General features: G+C 51.9%; 14 protein-coding genes and 1 CRISPR repeat array. Of the genes, 7 read left to right on the top strand and 7 right to left on the bottom strand.

What is annotated here, in order from left to right; translation table 11 throughout:
* Positions 1–2 precede the first annotated feature (2 nt).
* The 7 genes from ACVWVQ_RS02895 (at position 3) to ACVWVQ_RS02865 (ending at position 11,694) form a co-directional block, all read left to right on the top strand.
* On the top strand, positions 3–581 hold the full coding sequence (locus ACVWVQ_RS02895; protein ID WP_457506781.1) for a hypothetical protein: 579 nt from the start codon (positions 3–5) through the stop codon (positions 579–581).
* Positions 541–2,259 carry an RAMP superfamily CRISPR-associated protein gene (locus ACVWVQ_RS02890; protein ID WP_457506779.1) on the top strand — a complete coding sequence of 573 codons (1,719 nt, stop codon included), beginning with the start codon at positions 541–543 and terminating at the stop codon, positions 2,257–2,259. Before ACVWVQ_RS02895 ends, ACVWVQ_RS02890 begins: the two co-directional genes overlap by 41 nt.
* Positions 2,260–2,312: 53 nt before the next feature.
* Positions 2,313–2,948, top strand: a complete 636-nt coding sequence (locus ACVWVQ_RS02885) for a Uma2 family endonuclease (RefSeq protein ID WP_414356012.1) — start codon at positions 2,313–2,315, stop codon at positions 2,946–2,948.
* Positions 2,949–3,054: 106 nt separating this feature from the next.
* On the top strand, positions 3,055–4,758 hold the full coding sequence (locus tag ACVWVQ_RS02880; protein WP_457506777.1) for a hypothetical protein: 1,704 nt from the start codon (positions 3,055–3,057) through the stop codon (positions 4,756–4,758).
* 14 nt (positions 4,759–4,772) lie between these two features.
* The gene (locus tag ACVWVQ_RS02875; protein WP_457506776.1) at positions 4,773–6,794 is read left to right on the top strand and encodes an AAA family ATPase; all 2,022 of its coding nucleotides are present in this window, start codon (positions 4,773–4,775) and stop codon (positions 6,792–6,794) included.
* Between the two features lie 152 nt (positions 6,795–6,946).
* The gene (locus ACVWVQ_RS02870) at positions 6,947–8,290 is read left to right on the top strand and encodes a sigma-70 family RNA polymerase sigma factor (RefSeq protein ID WP_457506774.1); all 1,344 of its coding nucleotides are present in this window, start codon (positions 6,947–6,949) and stop codon (positions 8,288–8,290) included.
* A gap of 110 nt (positions 8,291–8,400) precedes the next feature.
* Complete coding sequence (locus tag ACVWVQ_RS02865) at positions 8,401–11,694, top strand: helicase-related protein (RefSeq protein ID WP_457506772.1); 3,294 nt, start codon at positions 8,401–8,403, stop codon at positions 11,692–11,694.
* A gap of 189 nt (positions 11,695–11,883) precedes the next feature.
* Positions 11,884–16,933: direct repeats of the CRISPR family, unit length 36 nt; unit sequence GTCGCTTTCCTTCGGGGAAGTGGAATTAATGGAAAC.
* 10 nt (positions 16,934–16,943) lie between these two features.
* On the opposite strand, the gene ACVWVQ_RS02860 is transcribed toward ACVWVQ_RS02865, so the two are convergent.
* The 7 genes from ACVWVQ_RS02860 to ACVWVQ_RS02830 form a co-directional block, all read right to left on the bottom strand.
* Positions 16,944–17,840 (bottom strand): putative CRISPR-associated protein, encoded by an 897-nt coding sequence (locus tag ACVWVQ_RS02860; RefSeq protein ID WP_457506770.1) that lies wholly within the window; start codon positions 17,838–17,840, stop codon positions 16,944–16,946.
* 49 nt (positions 17,841–17,889) lie between these two features.
* On the bottom strand, positions 17,890–18,603 hold the full coding sequence (locus tag ACVWVQ_RS02855; RefSeq protein WP_457506768.1) for a hypothetical protein: 714 nt from the start codon (positions 18,601–18,603) through the stop codon (positions 17,890–17,892).
* Positions 18,604–18,613: 10 nt separating this feature from the next.
* Positions 18,614–19,600 (bottom strand): RAMP superfamily CRISPR-associated protein, encoded by a 987-nt coding sequence (locus tag ACVWVQ_RS02850; RefSeq protein ID WP_457506766.1) that lies wholly within the window; start codon positions 19,598–19,600, stop codon positions 18,614–18,616.
* 95 nt (positions 19,601–19,695) lie between these two features.
* Complete coding sequence (locus ACVWVQ_RS02845) at positions 19,696–20,148, bottom strand: hypothetical protein (RefSeq protein WP_011432237.1); 453 nt, start codon at positions 20,146–20,148, stop codon at positions 19,696–19,698.
* Positions 20,145–21,119, bottom strand: coding sequence for an RAMP superfamily CRISPR-associated protein (locus ACVWVQ_RS02840; RefSeq protein WP_414356026.1), 975 nt, complete (start codon positions 21,117–21,119; stop codon positions 20,145–20,147). The genes ACVWVQ_RS02845 and ACVWVQ_RS02840 overlap by 4 nt, the downstream gene beginning before the upstream one ends.
* A 166-nt stretch (positions 21,120–21,285) precedes the next feature.
* Entirely contained in the window at positions 21,286–22,137 is an 852-nt protein-coding gene (csx7, locus tag ACVWVQ_RS02835) for a type III CRISPR-associated RAMP protein Csx7 (RefSeq protein ID WP_011432239.1), read from the bottom strand.
* A gap of 19 nt (positions 22,138–22,156) precedes the next feature.
* Positions 22,157–22,804, bottom strand: coding sequence for a hypothetical protein (locus ACVWVQ_RS02830; protein ID WP_414329367.1), 648 nt, complete (start codon positions 22,802–22,804; stop codon positions 22,157–22,159).

Raw genomic sequence — 22,804 nt, 5'->3', positions numbered from 1 at the left:
GAATGTCGAAGAACAAGGACATGAAGAGCTTTTCTAAGCCTGTTACTCCAAACTCCAAATTGGAAAACAAAGCTGTGCCTTCTCACCAGCGGAGGGAGATCAACAGCTCTTCCGACTCTGCACCATCTGAGCAGCGATCAGCAAGCGTACGCCCAGAGCATACCAGCTTACTGGCCTATAAACACATTCAACAGTACATGAGATCCCAAGGGAAAGAGTTTCTTTCTCAGGAGGATCTTAATGCGGTACTCCGACTTTCTCAACACCTGAGAGTTTTCGGCCTGCTCTCGGCCATAGGATACGTTAACCAGTCCAATGCTCAAGAAGGTAAGGTGAGACAGAGAACAGTTCCTGTCTGGACTTCTTTATTGGGGCAACTGGTTACCGAAGATAATTCTCTAGAGCCCAAAGCATTAATGCAGAGGATCCAAGCTCTGGCAAGCGACCAACCTGTAGAATACCTCGCCCTTTGGAGACGATCTTTAATCTTGGCAAATCACTGGAACTTTTGGGCCAAAGCTTATCTTTCAGGAGACACGAATGGAGAAAACACTGATGTACACGGGGCCGCGTCTAATTAAGCTAATAGCTCAGCAACATCAAAAGCGAGCCACAAACCTTTTTCGCCAGGGAACCTTTACCTTGCGTTGGCGAGCAAAAGTGGGATCCTATCCTCATCCCGATGTGGAAACTCTTGTTTCAGCAGGGGAACCCTGTAGGCCATGGCGGCCCCAAAAAGGTCGGCCAGAGGATAAGCGCAATGTTGGCGAAAACTGGGAACTTATGCCCGACTTGCCTCTCAATGGGTACATCCCGGGTTCTTCAATCCGAGGGATCGTCCGGGCCTGGGCAAAACAACAACCGGAGCGGATCCCCAAGATGGAAGCCCTCCTTGGATTTCAAAAAGGGACTGTCATCTCGGCAGGAAAAATTCAATTTCTCGACGCTTGGCCCCTAGAGCCTACCCGTTTAAGCCTGGATATCGTCAATCCTCAACAGAACTTCCAGGTGTTTCACCAAGGTCAGGGCACTCCTTTATCGCTCTACACACTGGGTGATGGTCAGAGACCTGTTGATTTTCTCGTGGCCATCCAAGGCGTTCCCGGCACAACTGAAGAAGAAGTTGATGAAGTTTGGTCGTGGGTTCAGCAAGCCCTAAAAGTCCTGGGGATAGGCGGGCGCACTGCTTCTGGATATGGTCGGATTCTGGTTCCTGATCACAAGGGATCCAGACACTCAAATGAAAGCATATCAAGTGTGCTCTTTAGATTCCGTCTCTCCAGCCAGGGTAATGCAGGCCCTGACATGAAAACCCTGGAGCTGCGACCTTCTCACTGGCGAGGCTGGCTCCGCTCCTGGGCACTGCGATTTTTCTTGGGAGTTATGAGCCAAGAGAATGCAGAGAAGACAGCAAGCGAGCTTTTTGGAACCCTAGAACCTAAGTCTCAAAAAGGGTGCATAAGGCTGGAAATGATCCAAGGGGATCCCTGGGCACGCAAGTCAAAAAACTTCCCAACCTTCTACTCATGGCAGGGAGAACTTAGAATTGAAGCTCCCAAAGAGATCCTCATGGGAATCCTTCTCCCCATTGTGCGAGTTGCAGTGATGACCGGAGGAGTAGGGCGAGGTTGGAGAAGACCACTTCACATTTTCATGATGGAAAGAAGAGACAACTCTCCGGTTCCTGCAGCCCGAGGCAGTCACCTGACGCTTGATATCAAAATTAAGGGTGAGTACAGGGTGTTTGGAATACCTCTTGAACCAGAAAAATGGAGGCAAGTATACGAAGAGTGGTATCAAAAAGTTGGACAAATCTGGCCGGAACGTTTGCTCAGTGGATCCCAGAATCCCAACTGTGAGGCATTTTCACCCAGCAGTTGTGCCGTATTCGCCGTCCCTGGCCCTGAACAGGATCCGGTTAATGCTTCAGATTTAAGTTGGGTTGATCCCAATGATGCAGAAAGTACGCGAGGAGATGGTATGGGGCTGGTTTATCAACAAGATCAACGCAGAAACTACAAGCGAAACCCCGATCTTGGCGGAGATGCTGCGCGAGGCAGTGCCCATTGCTCTTGGGTGACGATTAGGAGACACAAGATTAAGCACAAACAAGCTGGTACTCAATGCCAGGAAGTGGTCTGCTTATTCATGGGAGGTGTCCAAGCTGGCTGCCAGCATGTCCGTTCCCAGTTTCTCGATGACTTATCTCGAATACAAGGCAGTCTCCATCTCTTTGGTCTGAAGCCTGAACAGCCTTGAAAAGATGATCTTTTTGCTCCTTCTAGACTGATCTCGAGGAGATGAAGTCTGATATGCTCATCATTCCCACTCGCTCACATCTTCCCGAACAACGGGTCATTTTCCATCACCTTACCTGGGATCGCTACCAGCAGATCCTTCAGGCACTGGGAGAGCACCGTTCTTCTCGCTTGATCTACGACCGGGGTACTCTGGAAATCACCATGCCACTCGAAGATCACGAGTTTTTGGTCAGGATGATTGATCTCTTCGTACGCATCCTGGCTACTGCATACTTAGGACAGATTAAAACTATGGGCTCTACAACTCTTAATTATCCCCATATAGAGCGAGGAGCAGAACCTGACAATGCCTACTACTTACAGAATCAACCTAAAGTCAAGGGACGCACTGTAGATTTTAGCCAAGATCCGCCTCCAGATCTGGTGGTGGAAGTTGACATAACCCACAGTACTATCAACAAGTTAGCCCTCTATGCTGCCATAGGGATCCCTGAGTTGTGGCGGTTCAATGGTGAGGAACTGCGAATCTATCAACTTACTGCGCAAGGCTACCAAGAGTTAGAAATCAGTCCTAGTTTTCCAGGGGTTCCCAAAGACAGACTCTACCAATTCTTATCAGAGGCTCGAGAGAATGAGATTCAGGCTGAACAGAATCTACGCAACTGGATCCAGGAGCAAAAGCTATGATTGCCCATTCTCGCTCCGAAGCTTCTGTCAACTTCTCCGAAGCTTCTGTCAACTTGCCCTGAAAGACATCTATGAGAAGGTGAACTTTGATCCTAAGTGAGGAACTATGGCTACTCTGATTGCTAACATTGGCACCTCTGATCTGACAGTAAAAATTCAAGGCTTTGAGTACTACATTCCTGTGGGCTTTGACCGAGATGAACCAAACGAAGTTGCCGAGGATCTAACAGAAGACGAAAAAGTGATATGGGAAAGAAATAGTCGAGAAGACTTTATTGCCAATGGACTCTGTAAAGAGCTGGGCGTAGAGGTTAGAGGTCAAGGCAGGAATGCCTACAGCTTCCGCGAACTAACAGAGAAACTTCTTGCTGCCTATCAACGGGAGCCCGATTTTTGGCAGGAGCGCATTCGACCTGGAAGAATCTGGGGGGTAATCCATACCGCCATTGAGGAGTTTTCAGTTAAAAAAATCAACATTTTTGTTACCAATCAAAATCCCCCTCAGCATCAGGATACTTGCTTCTTGTTCGAGATCATTAAAAGGTGGATTGAGAGACATTTACAGCGGGAGGATATTCTCTTTCTAAAGCGAGTGATCCCTCAGAACGTCAAACCTAACCAACAGGATCTTGTCCTCAACGAGTATTATCGCTTCTTTGTTGACGAGATTGATTCAAACGAGGTGGTTCTTGTCAGTACTAAAGGTGGAACCCCTCAAATGCAGACAGCCCTTCGTCTGCAATCAATCACTGCTGACATCCCCAAGCTGCTGTTTCTGGATCCGGTTCTTTCAAAGCAGAAGGTGCTTCGAGGGGAGCCCTCGCCTTGCACTCGGACTTCATATTGGCAATACCAGCGGACACAGAAATATCGCGTTGTCATGCAACTGCTAGAACGTTTTGACTTTGCGGGAGCTTGTCAAGTTCTCAAGAGCTGGCAATCCATTCTGTCTTTTCAAATTGAGCAGGGCGTAGTAAGCAAATCCCAGCTACATTCCAGCAGGAAACTGGTTGATGATGCAATCAGAGGGTTACAAGTGGCAGACTCACTCATGAACTTAGATATCGAGGCTGCCAGAGCTTCCAAGAAAGAGATGAATCTGGATATAAGTTTGGATCTAGACACTCGAATCAATCAGGCCATTGGAAACCACAGTATTTTGCTTAACTTATATTCCCAATGCAAGATATACAAACAGAATCAGCAGATCTCCCATTTTCTTTCAAGAATGTCTTCACTTTGTGAGGAAATTCTCGATGAAGTTATCGAAAAGCTTGGCGGTCGTCAGTACCTGAAGTCAGCTACTGTGGGATCCCGAGTTGAGATTCGTGAAATTAAGCGACTGCTGCCTCAAGATCAGCTTGGCTTGCTGGACTCTTTAGATTATTTCAAAGATGGAGAATATGCAAAGATTCTCTATCGTGCGAGTAAGCTTAGTTTTTTGGCCATCCTTCTTGCCATCCGCAAGAATGTAGGAAAGAATGGAGCCTGTGAGGATAAATCCTTGTCAGATCTAAAAGAAAAAATTGATAGCCTAGAATTTTGGATCCGCAAGCGCAATGAGATGATCCATGACAGTCAGGGATTCTCTAGCAACCGCATCTCTGAATTAAATAAAGAGGCGAAACAGAAAGGAGCCTGTCCTTACGAAAATATCTTGAAAGTTTTGGCTGATATTCTTATATCTCCTCTTTTGAAGCTGCCCAATATCGATAAGCAGCGCCTTATTACAGATGATGATCTCTACCTCTATACCGACCTAAAGACCTGGGCGAGGGAGAGACTTCTTCGAGACTTGCGTTCTTCCTGAAGGAGAACAAACTGATGACTGTAAGCTCTTCCTACTACAACCACATTCTTATCGGGATTCCCGCTAGCGGCAAGTCAACACTGGCAAAAGTCTTAGCCGCAACTTGGCAAGGTTCTCAAGTTGTTAGCACCGATAATATTCGTCAAGAGTTGTACGGGGATCCCTTAATCCAGGGCAACTGGTCGGAAATTGAGGATTTGGCTCTTGCTCGGATTCACAAGGCTTATCAGCAGGGCCAAGTCATTATCTACGATGCTACCAATGCCTACCGTTCCTGGCGGCTGGATCTGCTGCAAAAGTTGCCCGGCGCAAATTGGATTGGGTGGCATCTGACCACTCCCCTAGAGGTCTGTAAGCAGAGAAATCAGCAGCGGGATCGTCAAGTGCCAGTCTCTTCGATGGAAGCAATGGCTCAGGCATTAAAGACTTTTCCGCCCATACCCGCAGAGGGATTCCTGGATGTACTGACCTTAGATTTATCTGGATCCCTGCCTACCCAAGAACAAATTCTCGAGAAAGTCAGTGGTATTCCTCGCACCTTGATTAACCGTCAGAACGCCACTCGAAAGGCGACGCTACACGGCTACTCTCGGCTGCTTGACTTTGAGCGCTTGCTCCATCTTCTGGCTATTTTGATCCATCATCCCGGCAGTACTCTGGAGGAAATCACCCACCGAATAGCCTCTGAAAAGGGATCCGTGTACGCCGATCCTGAACTGCTGTCTGAAGATCTCATCTGGCTGAAGCAGAGTGGTTTGCTCTGTCACGCCGGCGAGAACAGTGCAGGGGAGCAGCACCAGCTCTTGGTTCAACCCGAAAGCCGGCAGCCTCTGACCTTTGCCACCCACGCTTATTCTGACTGGGATAGCTTCAGCCGCTTGATTTATACCATTCGCCTGATTTTGACCCAACCCTTCCACTTTGATCCCGAGCTGGGCAGCTTGGAAAGCTTGAACCGTGAGCTCCAGCAACAGGGTTGGGTGAAAGGGCAAAACAGAGATGCCATCCGTAAGGACATCGAAAAGGTCTTGAGGCCCTACCAGATTTTGCCGTCTTTTCCCATGAAGCGAGGCTACTTCACTCACTCTGGGATCTTCAGTCGCCATGAACTCAAGCAGATCTACCGGCTTTTGCAGGTGAGCACTCGCGCTCTAGAAAACCCTTGGGAGCAGGCGGTTTATGAAATGGTGGAGCAGCGTATGCGCCTCAGCCACATCGATACTTCTGAGATCTACCCCACTCGTCGGCTGGGCAATCAACCCATTGTGGATCCCGCCTTGGCTCCTTCCGGTACCTTGGCGGATCGCCGTGGCTTGCAGGTGGTCGAGGAAGCGATGGAGACGGGGGAGCTGCTAGAGGTAAAGCGTTTGCCGGGAGCCACTTTCCCCGGAGAGGCTGTGGAGAGCTTTCGCATCTGGCCCCTGCAACTGGTCTTTCATCAAATCGCGTGGTACCTGGGCTGCGAGTATCACAGCCCGAAGAGGCAGGGACTGATGCGGTTTGAGCGGATGGATCGGCTCTTTCTTAACCGGCGGCATTGTGCAACGCGCTCCCGCCAAGAGCAGTTGGCTGCTCTGGAACGCCTGCACAAGCTCTACGATGTCAGTGCTGGGATCTTTTTGGGCAATGACCCGCATCTGCAGAAACAGATCCTCAGCCGGGATCCCAATGAGCGCCGCCAAGCAGAAGTAACTCTGGAACTTTGGTTTAGCGACCGGATCTTCCCCTTCGTGAGCGAGGGCACCCGACGCTTTAAGCACCAGCGTATGTCCCCCCGTATTTCCGGATCTTCGCGGCCTAGATCTATCTTCAACTTGCCCCCCACGGGAGACAGTCGGTTTCCCCACCGGCTCAAGGTGGTCTTGCCCCTTTGGTCCCTAGAGGATGTCGACCTCAAGCGCTGGATCTTGGGCTTTGGGGGAGAGGTGTTGGTGGTCAGCCCAGAGCCCCTTCGGCAAATGATTCAGGACGCGGGGCAGGCGATCTCGGTTTTGTACAGGGATCCCTTAGCCGATCAGGAGCAAGAAAGCTCGTAAAAGAAAGTATTGGCCACTTTCTTCTCTAACGCCCAAAACATTTGTCCGGCAAAGGTTTTCCAGGTTTTAAGCAGAACTCTCTAATACTTTGTGTGGTTAGGGCTGAGCACGGGAGCCCAACTAAAGTAACAACAGGTCACCGGAGTAGGGCAGTGGTTGCTCAACTGGATGTGGAAGACATTCGAGGGATCCGATCGGTCGCCGAGGTGGCCGATCTCTTTGCATCCTTGGGGTACGCTCTGGTGGGGCAACCGTTGGATATAACGGTGCTGGAGCTGCCGGCTTATTTTGACAGACTTCGGGCTGGATATGTCCTGGCGGAATATCGGCAGGGATATTTCCGGCAGGTGGTGCTGCTGTTTGAAGTGAGGCCCGGCTCTCCAGAGTTGGGTGTGCTGATGCACAAGCTGGCCCGACGTCTGGCCCAACGCCCAGAATCCTACCTGTTGCTGGCCACAGCCGATGGTTACCACTGTCTGCACATCACCAGCAGCAGCCAAGCTGGGAAGGTCTACAGCTTCCAGGTCAACTGCCAGGATCCTTCTTACCAAGAGCGCAACTGGATCCGCAACTTGGTCTTGCAGGGTCGGTCGCTACGGGCCGCCCAACAGCACCAGCAGCAGGTAATACGTCATGCCGCAGTCCAACAAAAAGAGGCGACACAGATCAAAAGGCGGGATTTGCAGGACAGCGTAAAGTCTTACCTGCGCGAGATTGGCCGCTACCCCCTCCTGAATCGGGCAGAGGAAACGACTCTATTTCGCCAGATGGCCACCTTCCCCGGCACCGAGCAGGCGACGCGGGCACGGGAGAAGTTGATTGCGCACAACTTGCGCCTTGTGGTGTTCATTGCCAAGCGCTATCAAGAGCAGGGGCTTGATCTATTGGATCTGATCCAGCAGGGCAACTTAGGTTTGATTCGGGCCATCGAGAAGTTTGACTATACCCGTGGAACTCGTCTGTCTACCCATGCCACCTGGTGGATCCGACAGTCCATCACTCGAGCAATAGACACTCAAGCTCGTCTGATCCGGCTGCCCAGTCATGTCTGGGAAAAGATCCGGCGCCTGAAGAAAGTGGCTTGCCAGTTGTCGCAAGATTTGGGGCGGACTCCCACTGTGGCGGATCTGGCTTCGGTCTGCGACTTTTCTCCTGAAGAAATCCGACAATTACTGGATTGGAATCGTGGGATCGGCTTTCTGGATGCACCTCTATTTGGGGATGTTTTGCTGGTGGATAGCCTCGCGGATCGGTCTCGGATCCCAGAATCTATTTGGGAGGAGACGGAACGTCGAGAAATAGTAGAGAGAGCCTTCGCCTTGCTTACGCCAAGAGAGCGACAGGTGCTCGCCCTTCGCTTTGGATTAGAGGGCAATAAACCTCATTCTCTGGCCGAGATTGGTCGGCTTTGGAACCTCAGTCGCGAGCGGGTGCGGCAGATCGAGAGAAAGGCACTTCAGTCTCTGCGTACTTGTTGCAGAAATTGGCCTAAATAAGCATTGAAAGGAGGGTGATCTATATGTCGCTACCGGCGTATATTGATAACCAGAGACATAAGTTAACAAATGTTATCCAGAGGCTGATCCTTCTGGAAAAGCAGACCGAGTTGGATATTGCTACCGGCTTCTTCCGTATCGAGGCTTGGATCAAATTGGAGCGAGCTTTTAATAAGCTCACCCGCCTGCGTTTGCTAATTGGCCGGGATCCCACCATCAAACCGGCAGAACCCCATCGAATTGATCTCCAAGATTATCTTCGCCGTGAGCTGCAGGGGCAGCTAGAGAATTCTAATTTCGGGTTGGAATACAAGAAATGTATTGATCGCCTGATTGCCTTTCTCAAGCAAGATCATGTGGAAGTTCGGTTATATGGGGCCATTGGGGAACGCACGCCCTTCCTGCATGCCAAAGCTTATCTATTCCCCAACTACAGCATTGTGGGATCCAGCAATTTTACTGTTCCCGGTTTGGAAGGCAACACCGAGTTAAACGTGTTGCTCGATAATGCTCAGGCAGCTCAGGAGATGCGCAAGACTTGGTTTACAGAGTTTTGGGAGCATCCCAGTGTGGACAAAGATTACAAATCTAAGCTCATTGCTGAGCTGGATCGATCCAAATTTGGCAGCCGTGCCTACACTCCTCATCAAATCTTGATGCGCTGCCTCTACACCCTGTTCCAGCCGAAGCAGGATCCAGTGGTCAAGGGGCAGGCCACAACCCTAGAATTGGCTGATTTCCAGCAGGAAGGGTTTGAACGAGCCCTAGAATTGCTGGAGCGCCATGGGGGGGTCATCGTTGCAGATGCGGTAGGCTTGGGCAAAACCTATATCGGACTGCGGCTGATCGACCATCTTCTAGCGGAGCGACGAAAACCGGGGTACCTGCCTCGGGCCTTGGTGATCAGCCCGGCTCAAGTTCGCAATCTCGTCTGGGAGCCGAAGCTGAGAGAGTTCGGTTTGGTGGCCGATTTGTTGTCTCAAGAGGAGCTAGGGCGATCTGACTTCAACAGCCGACGCTACAGCCACTGCGACATTGTCCTTGTGGACGAATCCCACAATTTCCGGAATAACTTAACCGCTCGATATGCCAACTTGCAACGCCTGATCTGTGGGGGACGCCGCAACAAATGGGTGGTGCTGCTCACGGCTACTCCCATCAACAACACAATTTTTGACCTCTATCATCAGGTGCTGCTGCTCACCCGCAACGATGATCACTACTACAGTAGCTGGGGGATCCCTAATCTATCCGCGCTGTTTAAGAAGCTGGACAAAGGTGAGGGGCAGATCACCGAGTTGTTGTTTCAGACCATGGTGCGTCGATCCCGCCTGGATGTGCTGAAACGTCAACAGGCAGGAGAGAAGATTATCATCGGTGGCCAAGAGATCCGCTTTCCGCGCAGGATTTTGAAGCAATTTACCTATAACTTCGAGAGTAGCTTCCAAGGTCTCTATAGCCGTTGGGTTGCCTACATTGAGAATCTGAACCTGGCTCCCTATAACCTGGAAAACTATGTGCGCCAGAAGAATGATAAGCTAACCGACCGTCAGTTACGCAATGAAGTGATCGGCAGCTTGATGAAAACCCTCTATCTCAAGCGGCTAGAGAGTTCAATCAAGGCTTTTGAGGTCAGCATCTGCTGGCAATCTGACTTCCAGGGACGATTTTTGGACTTGCTGCAGCAGGGTCACTTGTTAGATGGATCCAGCTATCGACGCCTGATGGCTCTGGAAGCTGAGGAGCAAGAGGATTCAGTGGAGCAGGTGCTGGTATCTCTGCCTGAGGTCAACCCTGAAGACTATGATTTGGACAAGCTGACCCAGGCAATCCAGGCCGATCAAAAAACACTGGCTCAGATTATTCAAGATCTCACCCGTATCCAGGCAAGGGTGCAGGCAGGAGAAGACTCTGATCTTAAGCTGATGGCTTTTAAACGAATGATGCTCAGCTTGGAACAGGACAAGGTGCTTGTCTTCACCTACTTTAAAGACACAGCCGAATACTTATACCAGCAGTTGCTGGAAGATAAACAATGGCTTGAGGCAATGGCTGAGAAGCGGAGCAGATATCGCAATTTCTCCTCAGGTTTGCGGGTGGGGTTATTAACCGGAAAAACCCCAAGCCGGGAACGGGAAATGCTGGTGAGAAGATTCGCGCCACGGGTCAATCGGCCATTTAGTAATCCTTCGGTTTGTGGAGAGGATTATCAGGAAGTCGGGTGTTCGCCTGAAGAGCAAATCGATCTGCTTATCTGCACCGATGTGTTGTCTGAAGGACAAAATCTTCAAGAAGCAGCAGTCCTTGTGAATTACGATCTGCATTGGAATCCGGTGCGAATGATCCAACGGGCAGGCCGCATCGATCGACTGGGATCCCCATTCGAGGAGTTGACGATCGTTAATGGCTTTCCCGAGCAAGGACTGGAACTGCTGTTGGGATTGGTGCGCAAGTTGCAACAGCGGATTGCCCTGATCGATCAGCAGGTGGGTCTGGATGCCAGTGTGCTGGGAGAGGTGATCTCGGAGCGTTCATTAGAGGAGATCCGACTCCTGAAGGAAGCTCAAACTCCCAGTGCTCAGAGTGAGATACTGCAGGCTCTGGAGAAGAAAGTTGACTTAGTCTCTATGGATGAAATGCGGTTTCCGTTGTTGGAGTTTATCCAGCAATCGGGGTTGCAAGCTGTCGAGGAGATCCCACTTGGGATCCACAGCACACGCTACCAAGCTCCGCAGGATGGACTATTTTTAGCTTTTCAAGTCAAAGATCGGCACTTCTGGCATTTCTACCCTCGAATAGAAAGTCGAATCTCTGTAAGTATCGACCATCTCCAGAGTGATTGGGGATCAATCTTTCAGCTTCTCTATTGCCGACCAGAAGATTTTCCAAAGCCCGATGATCTACCGCCTGCGCCTTTTGATGGTGAGATCTTCGAGGTGTTACAACCTGCGATCCAAAATCTGTTGAATCTGCTGAATCGAAGCCAGGGTAGCTCTTTATTGCAACCTAGTTTGCCTCAATGGTTGAGACGAATCTATCTCGTCCTCACTGAGGTAGAGGATGCTATTGAACTTGATGCGGTGACTGAAGAGGCCCGACAACGGGTTCTTGATTTGGTTATACATACTAAAAGCATTCGCACTTACGAGAGAGACTGTAAGGAATTCTGGAAAAACTATCAGAAGAATCGGGATGTTGCCAATCTAATTCACTCGTTGGATGAGTTGTTCATCGATGAGGGATTGTATAAGGGGTCCTCTTCCCGCCACCGGAGCCCGACATTTTTCACCCAAGAGGATGTGCAGCTCATCTGCTACCAGTGGTTTAGGTCAGACCCAGAGCCCCCGGCGGATCCCTACCTGTTCAGGCGGAGGCGAAAGGATCCCTATGAGGCCCTACATTAACAGTCTCAGCGACAGGGTCGGCGACAAGCCTCAAACCCTGATTCTTCCGTTGACCCGGTCGATCCCGCTCTGGGCAAGGGTTTCAGGCCCCTCGGCGGGGAAAAACAAGGGGAAATTGCAGCCGAAAACGAGACCCTGTCGATCTAGGCCCCTGGATCCCGCTCTGGGTAAGGGTTATAATGGGGGGGAGTCGCTTTCCTTCGGGGAAGTGGAATTAATGGAAACTTCCCCACTGCTGCCTCCCGTAGGAGTCTGGGCCGTGTCGCTTTCCTTCGGGGAAGTGGAATTAATGGAAACTTGGGACCACATTCTTGAGTCAGTTTGCTAGTTGACTCGTCGCTTTCCTTCGGGGAAGTGGAATTAATGGAAACTCCACTTCAAAAGGATTTTGAACTCACTACTTCAAAGTCGCTTTCCTTCGGGGAAGTGGAATTAATGGAAACTAATGGACTCCAGAACTGTACCTTGCATTGAAAAGGTGTCGCTTTCCTTCGGGGAAGTGGAATTAATGGAAACAACCTGCTGCGCCTGGGCACGGTGGATGTCCCACGGGTCGCTTTCCTTCGGGGAAGTGGAATTAATGGAAACTACTGATGGGTATATATTTCGGTTGGTTTACTACCAGTCGCTTTCCTTCGGGGAAGTGGAATTAATGGAAACCACTACTTGGATGCAGCCTGTGCAGGGACAACGCCCACGTCGCTTTCCTTCGGGGAAGTGGAATTAATGGAAACCTGGGGGCGGAGTGGGAAGTAAGCGCGATTCCCTGAGTCGCTTTCCTTCGGGGAAGTGGAATTAATGGAAACTAAGGAAGCGCTAGCCGGCTCTACCGGTGGAGGGATCGTCGCTTTCCTTCGGGGAAGTGGAATTAATGGAAACGATCCATCAGATCCTCTGGCTTGGTCGAGTATTTCAGGTCGCTTTCCTTCGGGGAAGTGGAATTAATGGAAACTGTGGACATCCTCGTTGGTGGCTTCTTCTATCCACGTCGCTTTCCTTCGGGGAAGTGGAATTAATGGAAACCCCACGATGCTGACGGACGGGTGACGCACAAAGATAGGTCGCTTTCCTTCGGGGAAGTGGAATTAATGGAAACACGGTGGATGTCCCACGGCTTGTCTTTGGGGCTGTAGTGTCGCTTTCCTTCGGGGAAGTGGAATTAATGGAAACCTCATGAGCATGAGCACATGGAAGTGGGGATGCGCAGTCGCTTTCCTTCGGGGAAGTGGAATTAATGGAAACAGTGCCAGAGTCATGCTAGACTAACCAGCTTTGCCAGTCGCTTTCCTTCGGGGAAGTGGAATTAATGGAAACCGTACAATTTTCCTAGAATAGGATCCTTCTTATTTTGGGTCGCTTTCCTTCGGGGAAGTGGAATTAATGGAAACTTAATCGTCCACTTTCCTTGGCCCCAGATAATCACTGCGTCGCTTTCCTTCGGGGAAGTGGAATTAATGGAAACCCCAATTCTATGGGGTGGTCTGGTAGGAGAAACTGGTCGCTTTCCTTCGGGGAAGTGGAATTAATGGAAACCAGCAAATCGCTGCTGGACAATTGCAAAAATATCACGTCGCTTTCCTTCGGGGAAGTGGAATTAATGGAAACTCCGTTGCGGATCCCCGTCTCGTGCCGGCTACTAGTCGTCGCTTTCCTTCGGGGAAGTGGAATTAATGGAAACTCGGCATGGTTGGGATCAGGATCGCGATCCCCGGGGTCGCTTTCCTTCGGGGAAGTGGAATTAATGGAAACTCGAATTCGCAAGGGTCGCTAATAATTCTTTTGAAGTCGCTTTCCTTCGGGGAAGTGGAATTAATGGAAACACCAGTAGGCTGCGTGCTGCTTCCCGGCGAAACTCGACAGTCGCTTTCCTTCGGGGAAGTGGAATTAATGGAAACTTAGGAGTATAACCTACCGGAGTCATCTATGAAGGCGTCGCTTTCCTTCGGGGAAGTGGAATTAATGGAAACATTTCACCATACAACCCTCCCTTCTATTGGGATAAAGTCGCTTTCCTTCGGGGAAGTGGAATTAATGGAAACTATTTCCTCAACTAATGCAAGACATTGAGGATACTCGTCGCTTTCCTTCGGGGAAGTGGAATTAATGGAAACCCTTACTTGCGGAACCAAAACACCCAAAGCCCTTTAAGTCGCTTTCCTTCGGGGAAGTGGAATTAATGGAAACTGTCGAGTTTCGCCGGCAAAGTGCAAAGGACTTACTAGTCGCTTTCCTTCGGGGAAGTGGAATTAATGGAAACTGCGTTTATTCGTGAGACTAGGCTTCTAGCTTTCTCGTCGCTTTCCTTCGGGGAAGTGGAATTAATGGAAACATTGCTGGAAGATGGACATGGTTTCTCCCTTCTTAGTCGCTTTCCTTCGGGGAAGTGGAATTAATGGAAACGAATAGCCCCGATAGATAAAGCTCCTTGGCTTCCTGGTCGCTTTCCTTCGGGGAAGTGGAATTAATGGAAACCCAGCAAAATTGCTGCACTACTCCCATCCTATCCAGGTCGCTTTCCTTCGGGGAAGTGGAATTAATGGAAACAGGGCAAATATAGGGCAGTAGGGAGAACGTATGGATAGTCGCTTTCCTTCGGGGAAGTGGAATTAATGGAAACTTTTGGGCATACAGCCCAAACACATTTCCATAGCTCAGTCGCTTTCCTTCGGGGAAGTGGAATTAATGGAAACTCTTGGTGGTAGGCCAGTGTTCCCGCGGGCAGTCCCCGCGTCGCTTTCCTTCGGGGAAGTGGAATTAATGGAAACAGTTCGCGTAAGTAGGTCGGTGTACAACTTTCCTAAAGTCGCTTTCCTTCGGGGAAGTGGAATTAATGGAAACAATAGGTATAAGGCAACGTCTCTATTTGCATGGCCTTGTCGCTTTCCTTCGGGGAAGTGGAATTAATGGAAACTTGAGAACACCAAATGTTTTACCAACGGTCTTTACTGTCGCTTTCCTTCGGGGAAGTGGAATTAATGGAAACCAAGATCTCTAGGAGTGAGGATCCTCGATTGGCAGAGTCGCTTTCCTTCGGGGAAGTGGAATTAATGGAAACTTGGGCTTCAGCATTGCAGATGGCATCCCCAAAGGTTGTCGCTTTCCTTCGGGGAAGTGGAATTAATGGAAACACTCTGCATCCAATAGCACCTTGGCTCTCTCGAATAGTCGCTTTCCTTCGGGGAAGTGGAATTAATGGAAACTTTGATGGAGATACGGGAGTCTTCTTCCTTTGTTGGCGTCGCTTTCCTTCGGGGAAGTGGAATTAATGGAAACGAGCGAGCCCCTTCAGTGAAGTAGCCACGGCCTAGTGTCGCTTTCCTTCGGGGAAGTGGAATTAATGGAAACTGCTTAGTTTATCAAGCTTTTTTGGTCAGGCTATTGACAGTCGCTTTCCTTCGGGGAAGTGGAATTAATGGAAACTGGCAGGAACAGCAGCAGGAACAGAATACGAGCAAAGGTCGCTTTCCTTCGGGGAAGTGGAATTAATGGAAACGGGGAGACTTCCAGGACGGTTGCAATCTGATCCAACGTCGCTTTCCTTCGGGGAAGTGGAATTAATGGAAACCCTGTTCTTTGGTCAGTTTCCGCGGCCCCGTCACTCCCAGTCGCTTTCCTTCGGGGAAGTGGAATTAATGGAAACAAAGAATTCTGCGTAGATTTCGTCAACGCTGTAACCAGTCGCTTTCCTTCGGGGAAGTGGAATTAATGGAAACCCCGCATTCACTGCAGTCACTGCAGTTGCTGCCTAGTCGCTTTCCTTCGGGGAAGTGGAATTAATGGAAACTTTTAGAAGCGCCTGCTCTTTGTACCACATGATCTCCTTAAGATGTCGCTTTCCTTCGGGGAAGTGGAATTAATGGAAACGTTATCTTCCTTTATAATGTGGTGGAAGACTTCATGTCGCTTTCCTTCGGGGAAGTGGAATTAATGGAAACACTGCTGGATTCACCCTCACCCCTAGTTCACTAGTAGTCGCTTTCCTTCGGGGAAGTGGAATTAATGGAAACTAACCTGACGTAGTGGTTCAACAACAGTGATGCCATAGTCGCTTTCCTTCGGGGAAGTGGAATTAATGGAAACTCTGACTTTGCCCCATTTGGAAGCTGCCAGTTTCCTGGTCGCTTTCCTTCGGGGAAGTGGAATTAATGGAAACCTATCCCCTTCCAGAGCCGATAGAACAGGTTAGCCTGGTCGCTTTCCTTCGGGGAAGTGGAATTAATGGAAACTGTCCCTCGATCAGCTCTAAGCCTTGGGTGATCTGTGTCGCTTTCCTTCGGGGAAGTGGAATTAATGGAAACACTTTCCTAAAATAGGATCCGCCTTATTTACGACAGTCGCTTTCCTTCGGGGAAGTGGAATTAATGGAAACTAGTCTCCTTCCTATCTAAATGAAGACAAACTTCTGGTCGCTTTCCTTCGGGGAAGTGGAATTAATGGAAACATGGGGCCGTCCGGGCTAGACGCCCGCGAAACGAAGTCGCTTTCCTTCGGGGAAGTGGAATTAATGGAAACGAGTCTGGAGGTAACTATGCCGCCGCGCCTATTCCGCAGGGTCGCTTTCCTTCGGGGAAGTGGAATTAATGGAAACGGCGATAGGCTCCCACAACCTTTAAACCTGCCGCCTGTGTCGCTTTCCTTCGGGGAAGTGGAATTAATGGAAACAACCCACTGGGGGTTTTGGTACAGGAAACTTCTGAGTCGCTTTCCTTCGGGGAAGTGGAATTAATGGAAACACCCAATTCAAAAGCTTGATGTAACGGGATAGCAGTAGTCGCTTTCCTTCGGGGAAGTGGAATTAATGGAAACCTTGGTAGGAGCAGTTGGGCGCTTGGAAAGTGATGTCGCTTTCCTTCGGGGAAGTGGAATTAATGGAAACTTGGGGTACGGGAGTGAGTGCTCGCCGGCGAAAGCGTGTCGCTTTCCTTCGGGGAAGTGGAATTAATGGAAACAATTGAGTAGCCTGATGTAGTGGTGCAGTAGTAGTGAGTCGCTTTCCTTCGGGGAAGTGGAATTAATGGAAACTGGACTACAAAGTCTTCTTCCAATCCATATCGCGTAGTCGCTTTCCTTCGGGGAAGTGGAATTAATGGAAACTAAGAGTGTCGCCCTCGAGAAAGGCGAGAGAAATCCGTCGCTTTCCTTCGGGGAAGTGGAATTAATGGAAACGACAAAGCCTGCACTTGTGAGTGCGAGGACTACAAAAGTCGCTTCCCTTCGGGGAAGTGGAATTAATGGAAACATGGAAACACTCAAAGCAGACGGCCCAAGCGTTGCCGCAATTCGGTGGCAGCCAGCTCTAGGTGCTCGGGGGTGTAGCCGGTGGTTTCTACTCTGACAGCGAGGTGGGTGTCCTGGCTCTCGTGGAGGTGGATCCACAGAATGTGGCGGCCATCTTCGGTTTTGCGGTTTGAGGCTTTGACGCTGTTTTTGGGGGCAGCGTAGGCGTGTGGATCGTATCGAACCAGATCCACCCAGGGAATGTCTCGCAGGAGTCTTTCCACTTTGGCCCAACTGCGGGGTCGGTGATGGCTGGCATCGCTTCGGATTTGGATGATCTGGGAGCGATCTCGGCCTGAATCGGGGAGATCTGCCCGTGGGATCCGGGGCTGAACTTGCGGCTGTAGGTAGGGCAAGTAGACCAGGGATTTGTATTGCTCATGGATGTAGCAAACCGGGACCCCCAATTGGCTGCCCACCACGGCCATGATCATGGCTTGGGCTTTAAACCCGCCGGTAGCGGCAAAGGTGACGATCCCCCTGGCGCTCTCTGCCAACTGTTTCAACAGCTCGGCCATCCGCTCCAGTGAGGATCCCTCTAGCTCGTAGTTGATGCCGGGAAGGGGAACCAAAGAGACCTGCTGCTGACCCAGCTCTTGCTCAAAAAAGAGCTTCAAAATCTGGGCACACTCCAATCCGTCGGGGGTTTCTGAGTGCAGCAAAATCAAGGCATCATTCGAGGTGGGATCCAGTCGCAAGTAGGTGTTGGTTTCGGCACTGATCAATTCCAGGTCTACTTTTTTCATCCAAGCCAGAGCACGCTGGGGATCCCCAATGGTTTTTTGTCCCACCCAGGGGCGCTGCGGCTCTAGGTTCTTGTCGGGATTGGTGAGCAAGGAAGTGCCCACCGTCATGATGATGGTCTGCATGGATGGCCGGTTAACTCAAACTTTTCGAGGGCTCTGTTCCGCTTTGTGCTCAGAGCAGCTTGGCCTTGCGGATTCTGCCATCTTCCTTTAGATCCAGAACTTCCACCTGCACCTCTTGCCCCACCGAGAGGGATCCCGCCTGTTTGGGCTTCTTCTGGGTGAGCTTGGTGTCTGTGTCCAGAATCTGGAAGGTGACTTCGTTGCCCTTGATGTTGGTGATGGTGGCCTTCAGCTTTTGCCCGGTCTGGAAGCGGGCTTTGCGGGCCTGATGCTGGGCCTGGTCTTGTTGGTGTTGATGGTTTTGTTGTTGTCTGTCGTCCTGGGATTTGTTTCCCGCCCCTTGGGGAACGGAGTCCTTGCGACCGGAGTTGTCGTTGGGTCGGGATCCCTGAGGTGGTGGAATCTCGCCAATGGGGATCCCTCCATCCTTGTAGTAGCGGGCCAGCCGGGCTGCCCAGCCCAGGATCTGCAGCATCTCCGCCGGCCTGTCTTGCAGAGGTTGCAAGTACCTTTTGCAGGTTTCGTCAATGAGCTGATGGTACCTTCTGGTTTGTTGGGTACGGCATAGGCCATTTTCCCGCACCAGCTCGCCGGTGAATCGGAAAAAGCGGGATCCCGCGTCAGGGTGATGGGCAACCGAGCGTAGATAGGCGACGCATTTGCTCAACTCGTTGACATCCACCCTTTCCTTGGCCAAGGTCAGGGCGATGCCGTGGGCGAGATCCCAAGATTGGGGGCTGAGATCGACAGAGTCTGACAGCATAGGGGAACCCTCAATACACGCCGGGGGGCGGCTCGCGCAGAGCAGTGGGACTCAGGATGGCGGCCAATCGCTTGAGTTGTTCGGGCAAGATGTAGCCCTGGGCAGCTTGAATTTGCTCTTGCACAAAGGCTTGGAGGCGTTTTCCTTCCAGGGTATCGGCTTCTGGGGGATCGTAGCGGCTGTAGCGATCTTTTAGGTTGCCGGGCCGCTCGATCTTGTCGAGGGTGACCTGCAGGGATCCCAGGCCCACGGGCTTACCGCCCCCCACCTTCAGCAGCATGGGATGGTTGGGATCCTGCCCCAAAACCGTGAGCAAGGTGCCCAGCTCGGCAGGGGTGAGGTTTTTGAAGTGGATTTGGGTTTTGAAAACTGTGTTTTGTATCGCTTGCTGGGTGGGCGTTCCCCTTGAACTGTTCTGCAATGCGTTTCTGTGGGTGTAGTAGAACTTGCGCCCGATGACTCTGCCGTTTTCCCTCTGAAAATAAGCTTTGCACTGATCCGGGCGTGGACGGTACAGGGGGGGCAGGGATCCGCCACCCGATCCGGTGCCGGTGGCAATGGCATCCCTGAACTCCACCAATCCCTGCCAGTTGAGAGCACCAAAAACGCGGCTGGCCGGACAAAGCTGCTCTTTGTTGCGGCAGGGGTGCCGCTCTGGGGGGATCCGATTTCGGTACTGGCTCATCATCACCGCCAGGGTGCTGTTGGTGATCGCCTCATACATGGCCCGGATGGCCCCCTTGAGGGAGCTGCCCTGGATTTTAAGCCTTCCGTTGGGAGTGGTGGTCATGGTTTTGAGCACCGGGATCCTTTTCACCCCGACATCGCTGCCCAAGGCCAAGTGGCCGGTGGAGATGTGGACGGCAGTCTGCACCGTTAGGGTGAGGAAGAGGGTGCCGTGCAACCTATCGGGATGGAACTGGGCGTGGCCGGCGGGCCGCTCCAGCGTGGGGCGCTGGGTGGGAAACGGGATCAGCTCGTAGGGTTTGGGAAACACGGTTGGTTTGCCTCCACCTGGACTGCTGTTGCCGGCAGACGATCTTGCAGATGCGGCCTGGTTGGGCAATGGGCGAGGGCCTTGGGGGGTCATGGTCACCTCGGAATCAGGGCAATAAAGTGAACGCGGGCAGTTCGCTCATCTCGGAAGTAGCGCTGGCCCACCTTGAGATCTTGGGGATGGCTGAGGGGCTTGGGAAAGCGGGTTTCTCGATTTTGGGATCCGTACAGGTCGGCTGCGTGATCCTCCCACCGCCACTCTCCCGGCAGAGGGATAAAGGAGTCCGGGGGAGCTTGGATCCCCAGATACAGCAGATCCCAGCCGTGGGGGGTGCTTTTCCAGCGCAGTTCCCCTTGTTGGGAGAAAACTTGCCCCTCTGGACAGACGGGATCCGCCGGGATCCCCACCTGAATGCCGCTGACTCGATGGGGCCAGCGCAGAAAGGAGTAGGTTTTTTCAGAAGTGGAAAAACAAGCCGAGAGCACTTGGGAAAGCGAGGACTCTGCCCCATCTTGAATCTTGAGGGAGGCGACGTAGGCTGGTTTCATACGGCTTTGGCCTCCGCTTGCAGGAGTTTGGCCCAACTGTTTACGGCGGTGGCGAGCAGATGTTCCACCTTGGCCTCAGACGTCTGATCCCAGGTCAGCCGCGCCCCAAATCCCAAAGGCATTGGCTCCGCTCCCACCGGCACCGCTTGGCAATCGGGTTTGGGGAAGCCGTATTTGCCTGCCTCTTCGGGGGTTAAAAATTCGCCCGCCCCCAACAGGGATCCCTGTGGCCAGGTCAGGGGGGATCCCAGCAGTCGAATCTGCTTGTTTGCCTCATCCACCAGGCAGCCCGGATAGTCCACCACCGCCCACTCGTACTCAACCCGAACGGTGCCCATGCCGCGGGACTTGGCAAAGCCGATGCCAAACCAGCCTTCATCCAGATCCCGCAACGCCAGTCCCAGCAGACCCAGTTGGGCCAGGGTAAAGTTTTTCAGGTGGATCTTGGTTTGAAAGGATCCCTCTACGCACACTTGATAGCTGAACGGCCCCACCGCCACTGAGCCGAAGACGCGGTCGATGGCCACCCCATTACGTTCCTCCAGGCGCAGAGGGGTTCCCGGCTTGGGATAGGCATCTTCGATGCGGACCCGGCTGGCGATGGCTGTGTTGCCGAACATCTGATCCGTAAAGGAAGAAAGGGCGTAAACCTGGTGGGGCTCTTCAATTTTTTCCAGCCATTGATTGGCCTTTTGGTCGAGGGGATCGCTGGCCCAGAGTTTGAAGCCTCCCCCCTCAGGACGTCTGTCGCTGCCCACCGTTCGGACGATGCGCTCCGCATGGGCGCGAATTGCCCCTTTGAGGGAGCTGCCGGGAAAATAGACCGTTCGCCCGCCGCCGTGATAGGTTTCGACGAACTCCATATCCGGCTTCGTCGGGTCAGCCCCTTCTTTGCCCGCCTTGATGAGAACAGGGCCATCGGGCTTGAGGGTGAGGCAGAGGGTGCAATGGTTAACGTAGCGTTTGTGCATAGCCTGGGATCCTTCACACCAGAACAGGAGCTTTTGGTTGAGGGGCTTGGGGCGGCAAGCAGTCTGTCCAGTTTGTCAACCGATAGGGGTGGAAAACGCTGACCGTATCGCCAACCGTTGTAGAGTCCATGAAGACCATCGGGATCCCTCCTGACATGAAATAGGGCTAGCGGCGGGGGCCGACCGATTGCCGTTGAGAGGCCGTTGTTAATTTGGCAACCAGGGCTTCCACCCAGTCTTGGCGCAAGGCGGCAGCCTGCTCCGGGCTGAGCGGCTGTCGGGATCCGGCCACCAGCTCTTGAAGGTAGGCCAGCAGCCGTCTTGGATCCCCTTCCGAGTCGAACCAATAGATTGCCGAGATCTGCAGGCGGACAACCCCCAAGCCACGGGAGCGCCCCCCTCCCAGGGGGATCTGTTCCGTTTCCAATTGGTGCAAGCCAATGGCCAAGAGGCCCAGTTCCCATTCCTCGGCATTTTCGACGACGGCATGAAACCGGAAGGGGGTGCTGGCAGGCACCACTTGCAAGTCGTACAGCTTGCCATCTGCCGCCGTTTCCGTATCCCGATCGATGGCCACGCCATCCCGCTCTTGGTACTGGCCAAACCAGGCTTCCGGCACCACGGGCAAATCTCGGATCTGCACCTTGCCGGCCAACCAAGGGGATCCAAACACCTGCGAGACCCAGTCGGTGGCCTCAATGAGCTTTTGAGTCAGAGCCGCATCGTCCCCTTTGTAGTCATTTTTAATTTGGTTGATGATCTGAAATTGCTCGCTGCTGGTCAATTCGCCGGGATCCCTGGCCAGCTCTGGGTTGATGCCCCGCAAGAAACTTTCCAGGCGAGAGCGCATCGCCCCCTTCAAACTGGAGCCGGGAATGAGCGGACGGCCCAGCGCATCCTTGAGAACCGGCAAATCCGAGCCGATGGGTTCGGTGGAGCGGCCCACCCCGATGTGCAGAGCGGTCACGGTGGTGAGGGTGCCGGTGATTTCCAAGCGGTTTTTGAAAACGTCGAACATTGTTCCCTCAAATGGCTGCTCAAGTTAAGGCTTGTACTGCAGAGGTTTGCCATTCCCGAAGCGAGACGGAGCCCTTAATAAAACTCAAGAGGATCCCTAGGATCTGAGCAATTTCTGAGATAAAGTACTCCCTGTCATCGATAAAGAGTTGGTCACCCTCGAGTTTTGCAAATCGCCAGTTGGTTCCTGAGGTTACTGCTCCATAGACACTGTCTACTTGAGAATTGGAGTTCTTGTTAAAGACCTGTGCCCCCACCATACCGGCAACGCACTGGCCCAGACCCCCGATCAAGTCTTCTTTTTTGGCCTCAACGATAATCACCACCGGATCTTGAATGTAGAGTTGGAGAGGGGATAGGCAAATGATGTAGTCGCATAGGCCCACCAACCCCCTCTCGGGATCCACGTTGAATTCCTTGCCGGAAAACAGCGAGATTTGATCCCGACATAGGTACTTCACCTCTCCCAGCACAGGGGCGATGATAAACTCGGAGCGGGCTTTTTCGCTGTTGACCGAGGTGGCCAAGCCGAGATAGCGATCTAGGGTTATTTTCAAGTAATCGGAGCACTCAGTCGGTGGAACCTCTGCAAACAGGCCATGGATGATTCTTGACCTGAGCTGAAAGGTCGAAATGGCTCTCTCAAGGGTAAAACTGCTGTAGGTCAC

The sequence above is a fragment of the Thermostichus sp. MS-CIW-36 genome, assembly GCF_054059035.1.
This window is presented reverse-complemented; position numbering and strand designations above follow the sequence as displayed.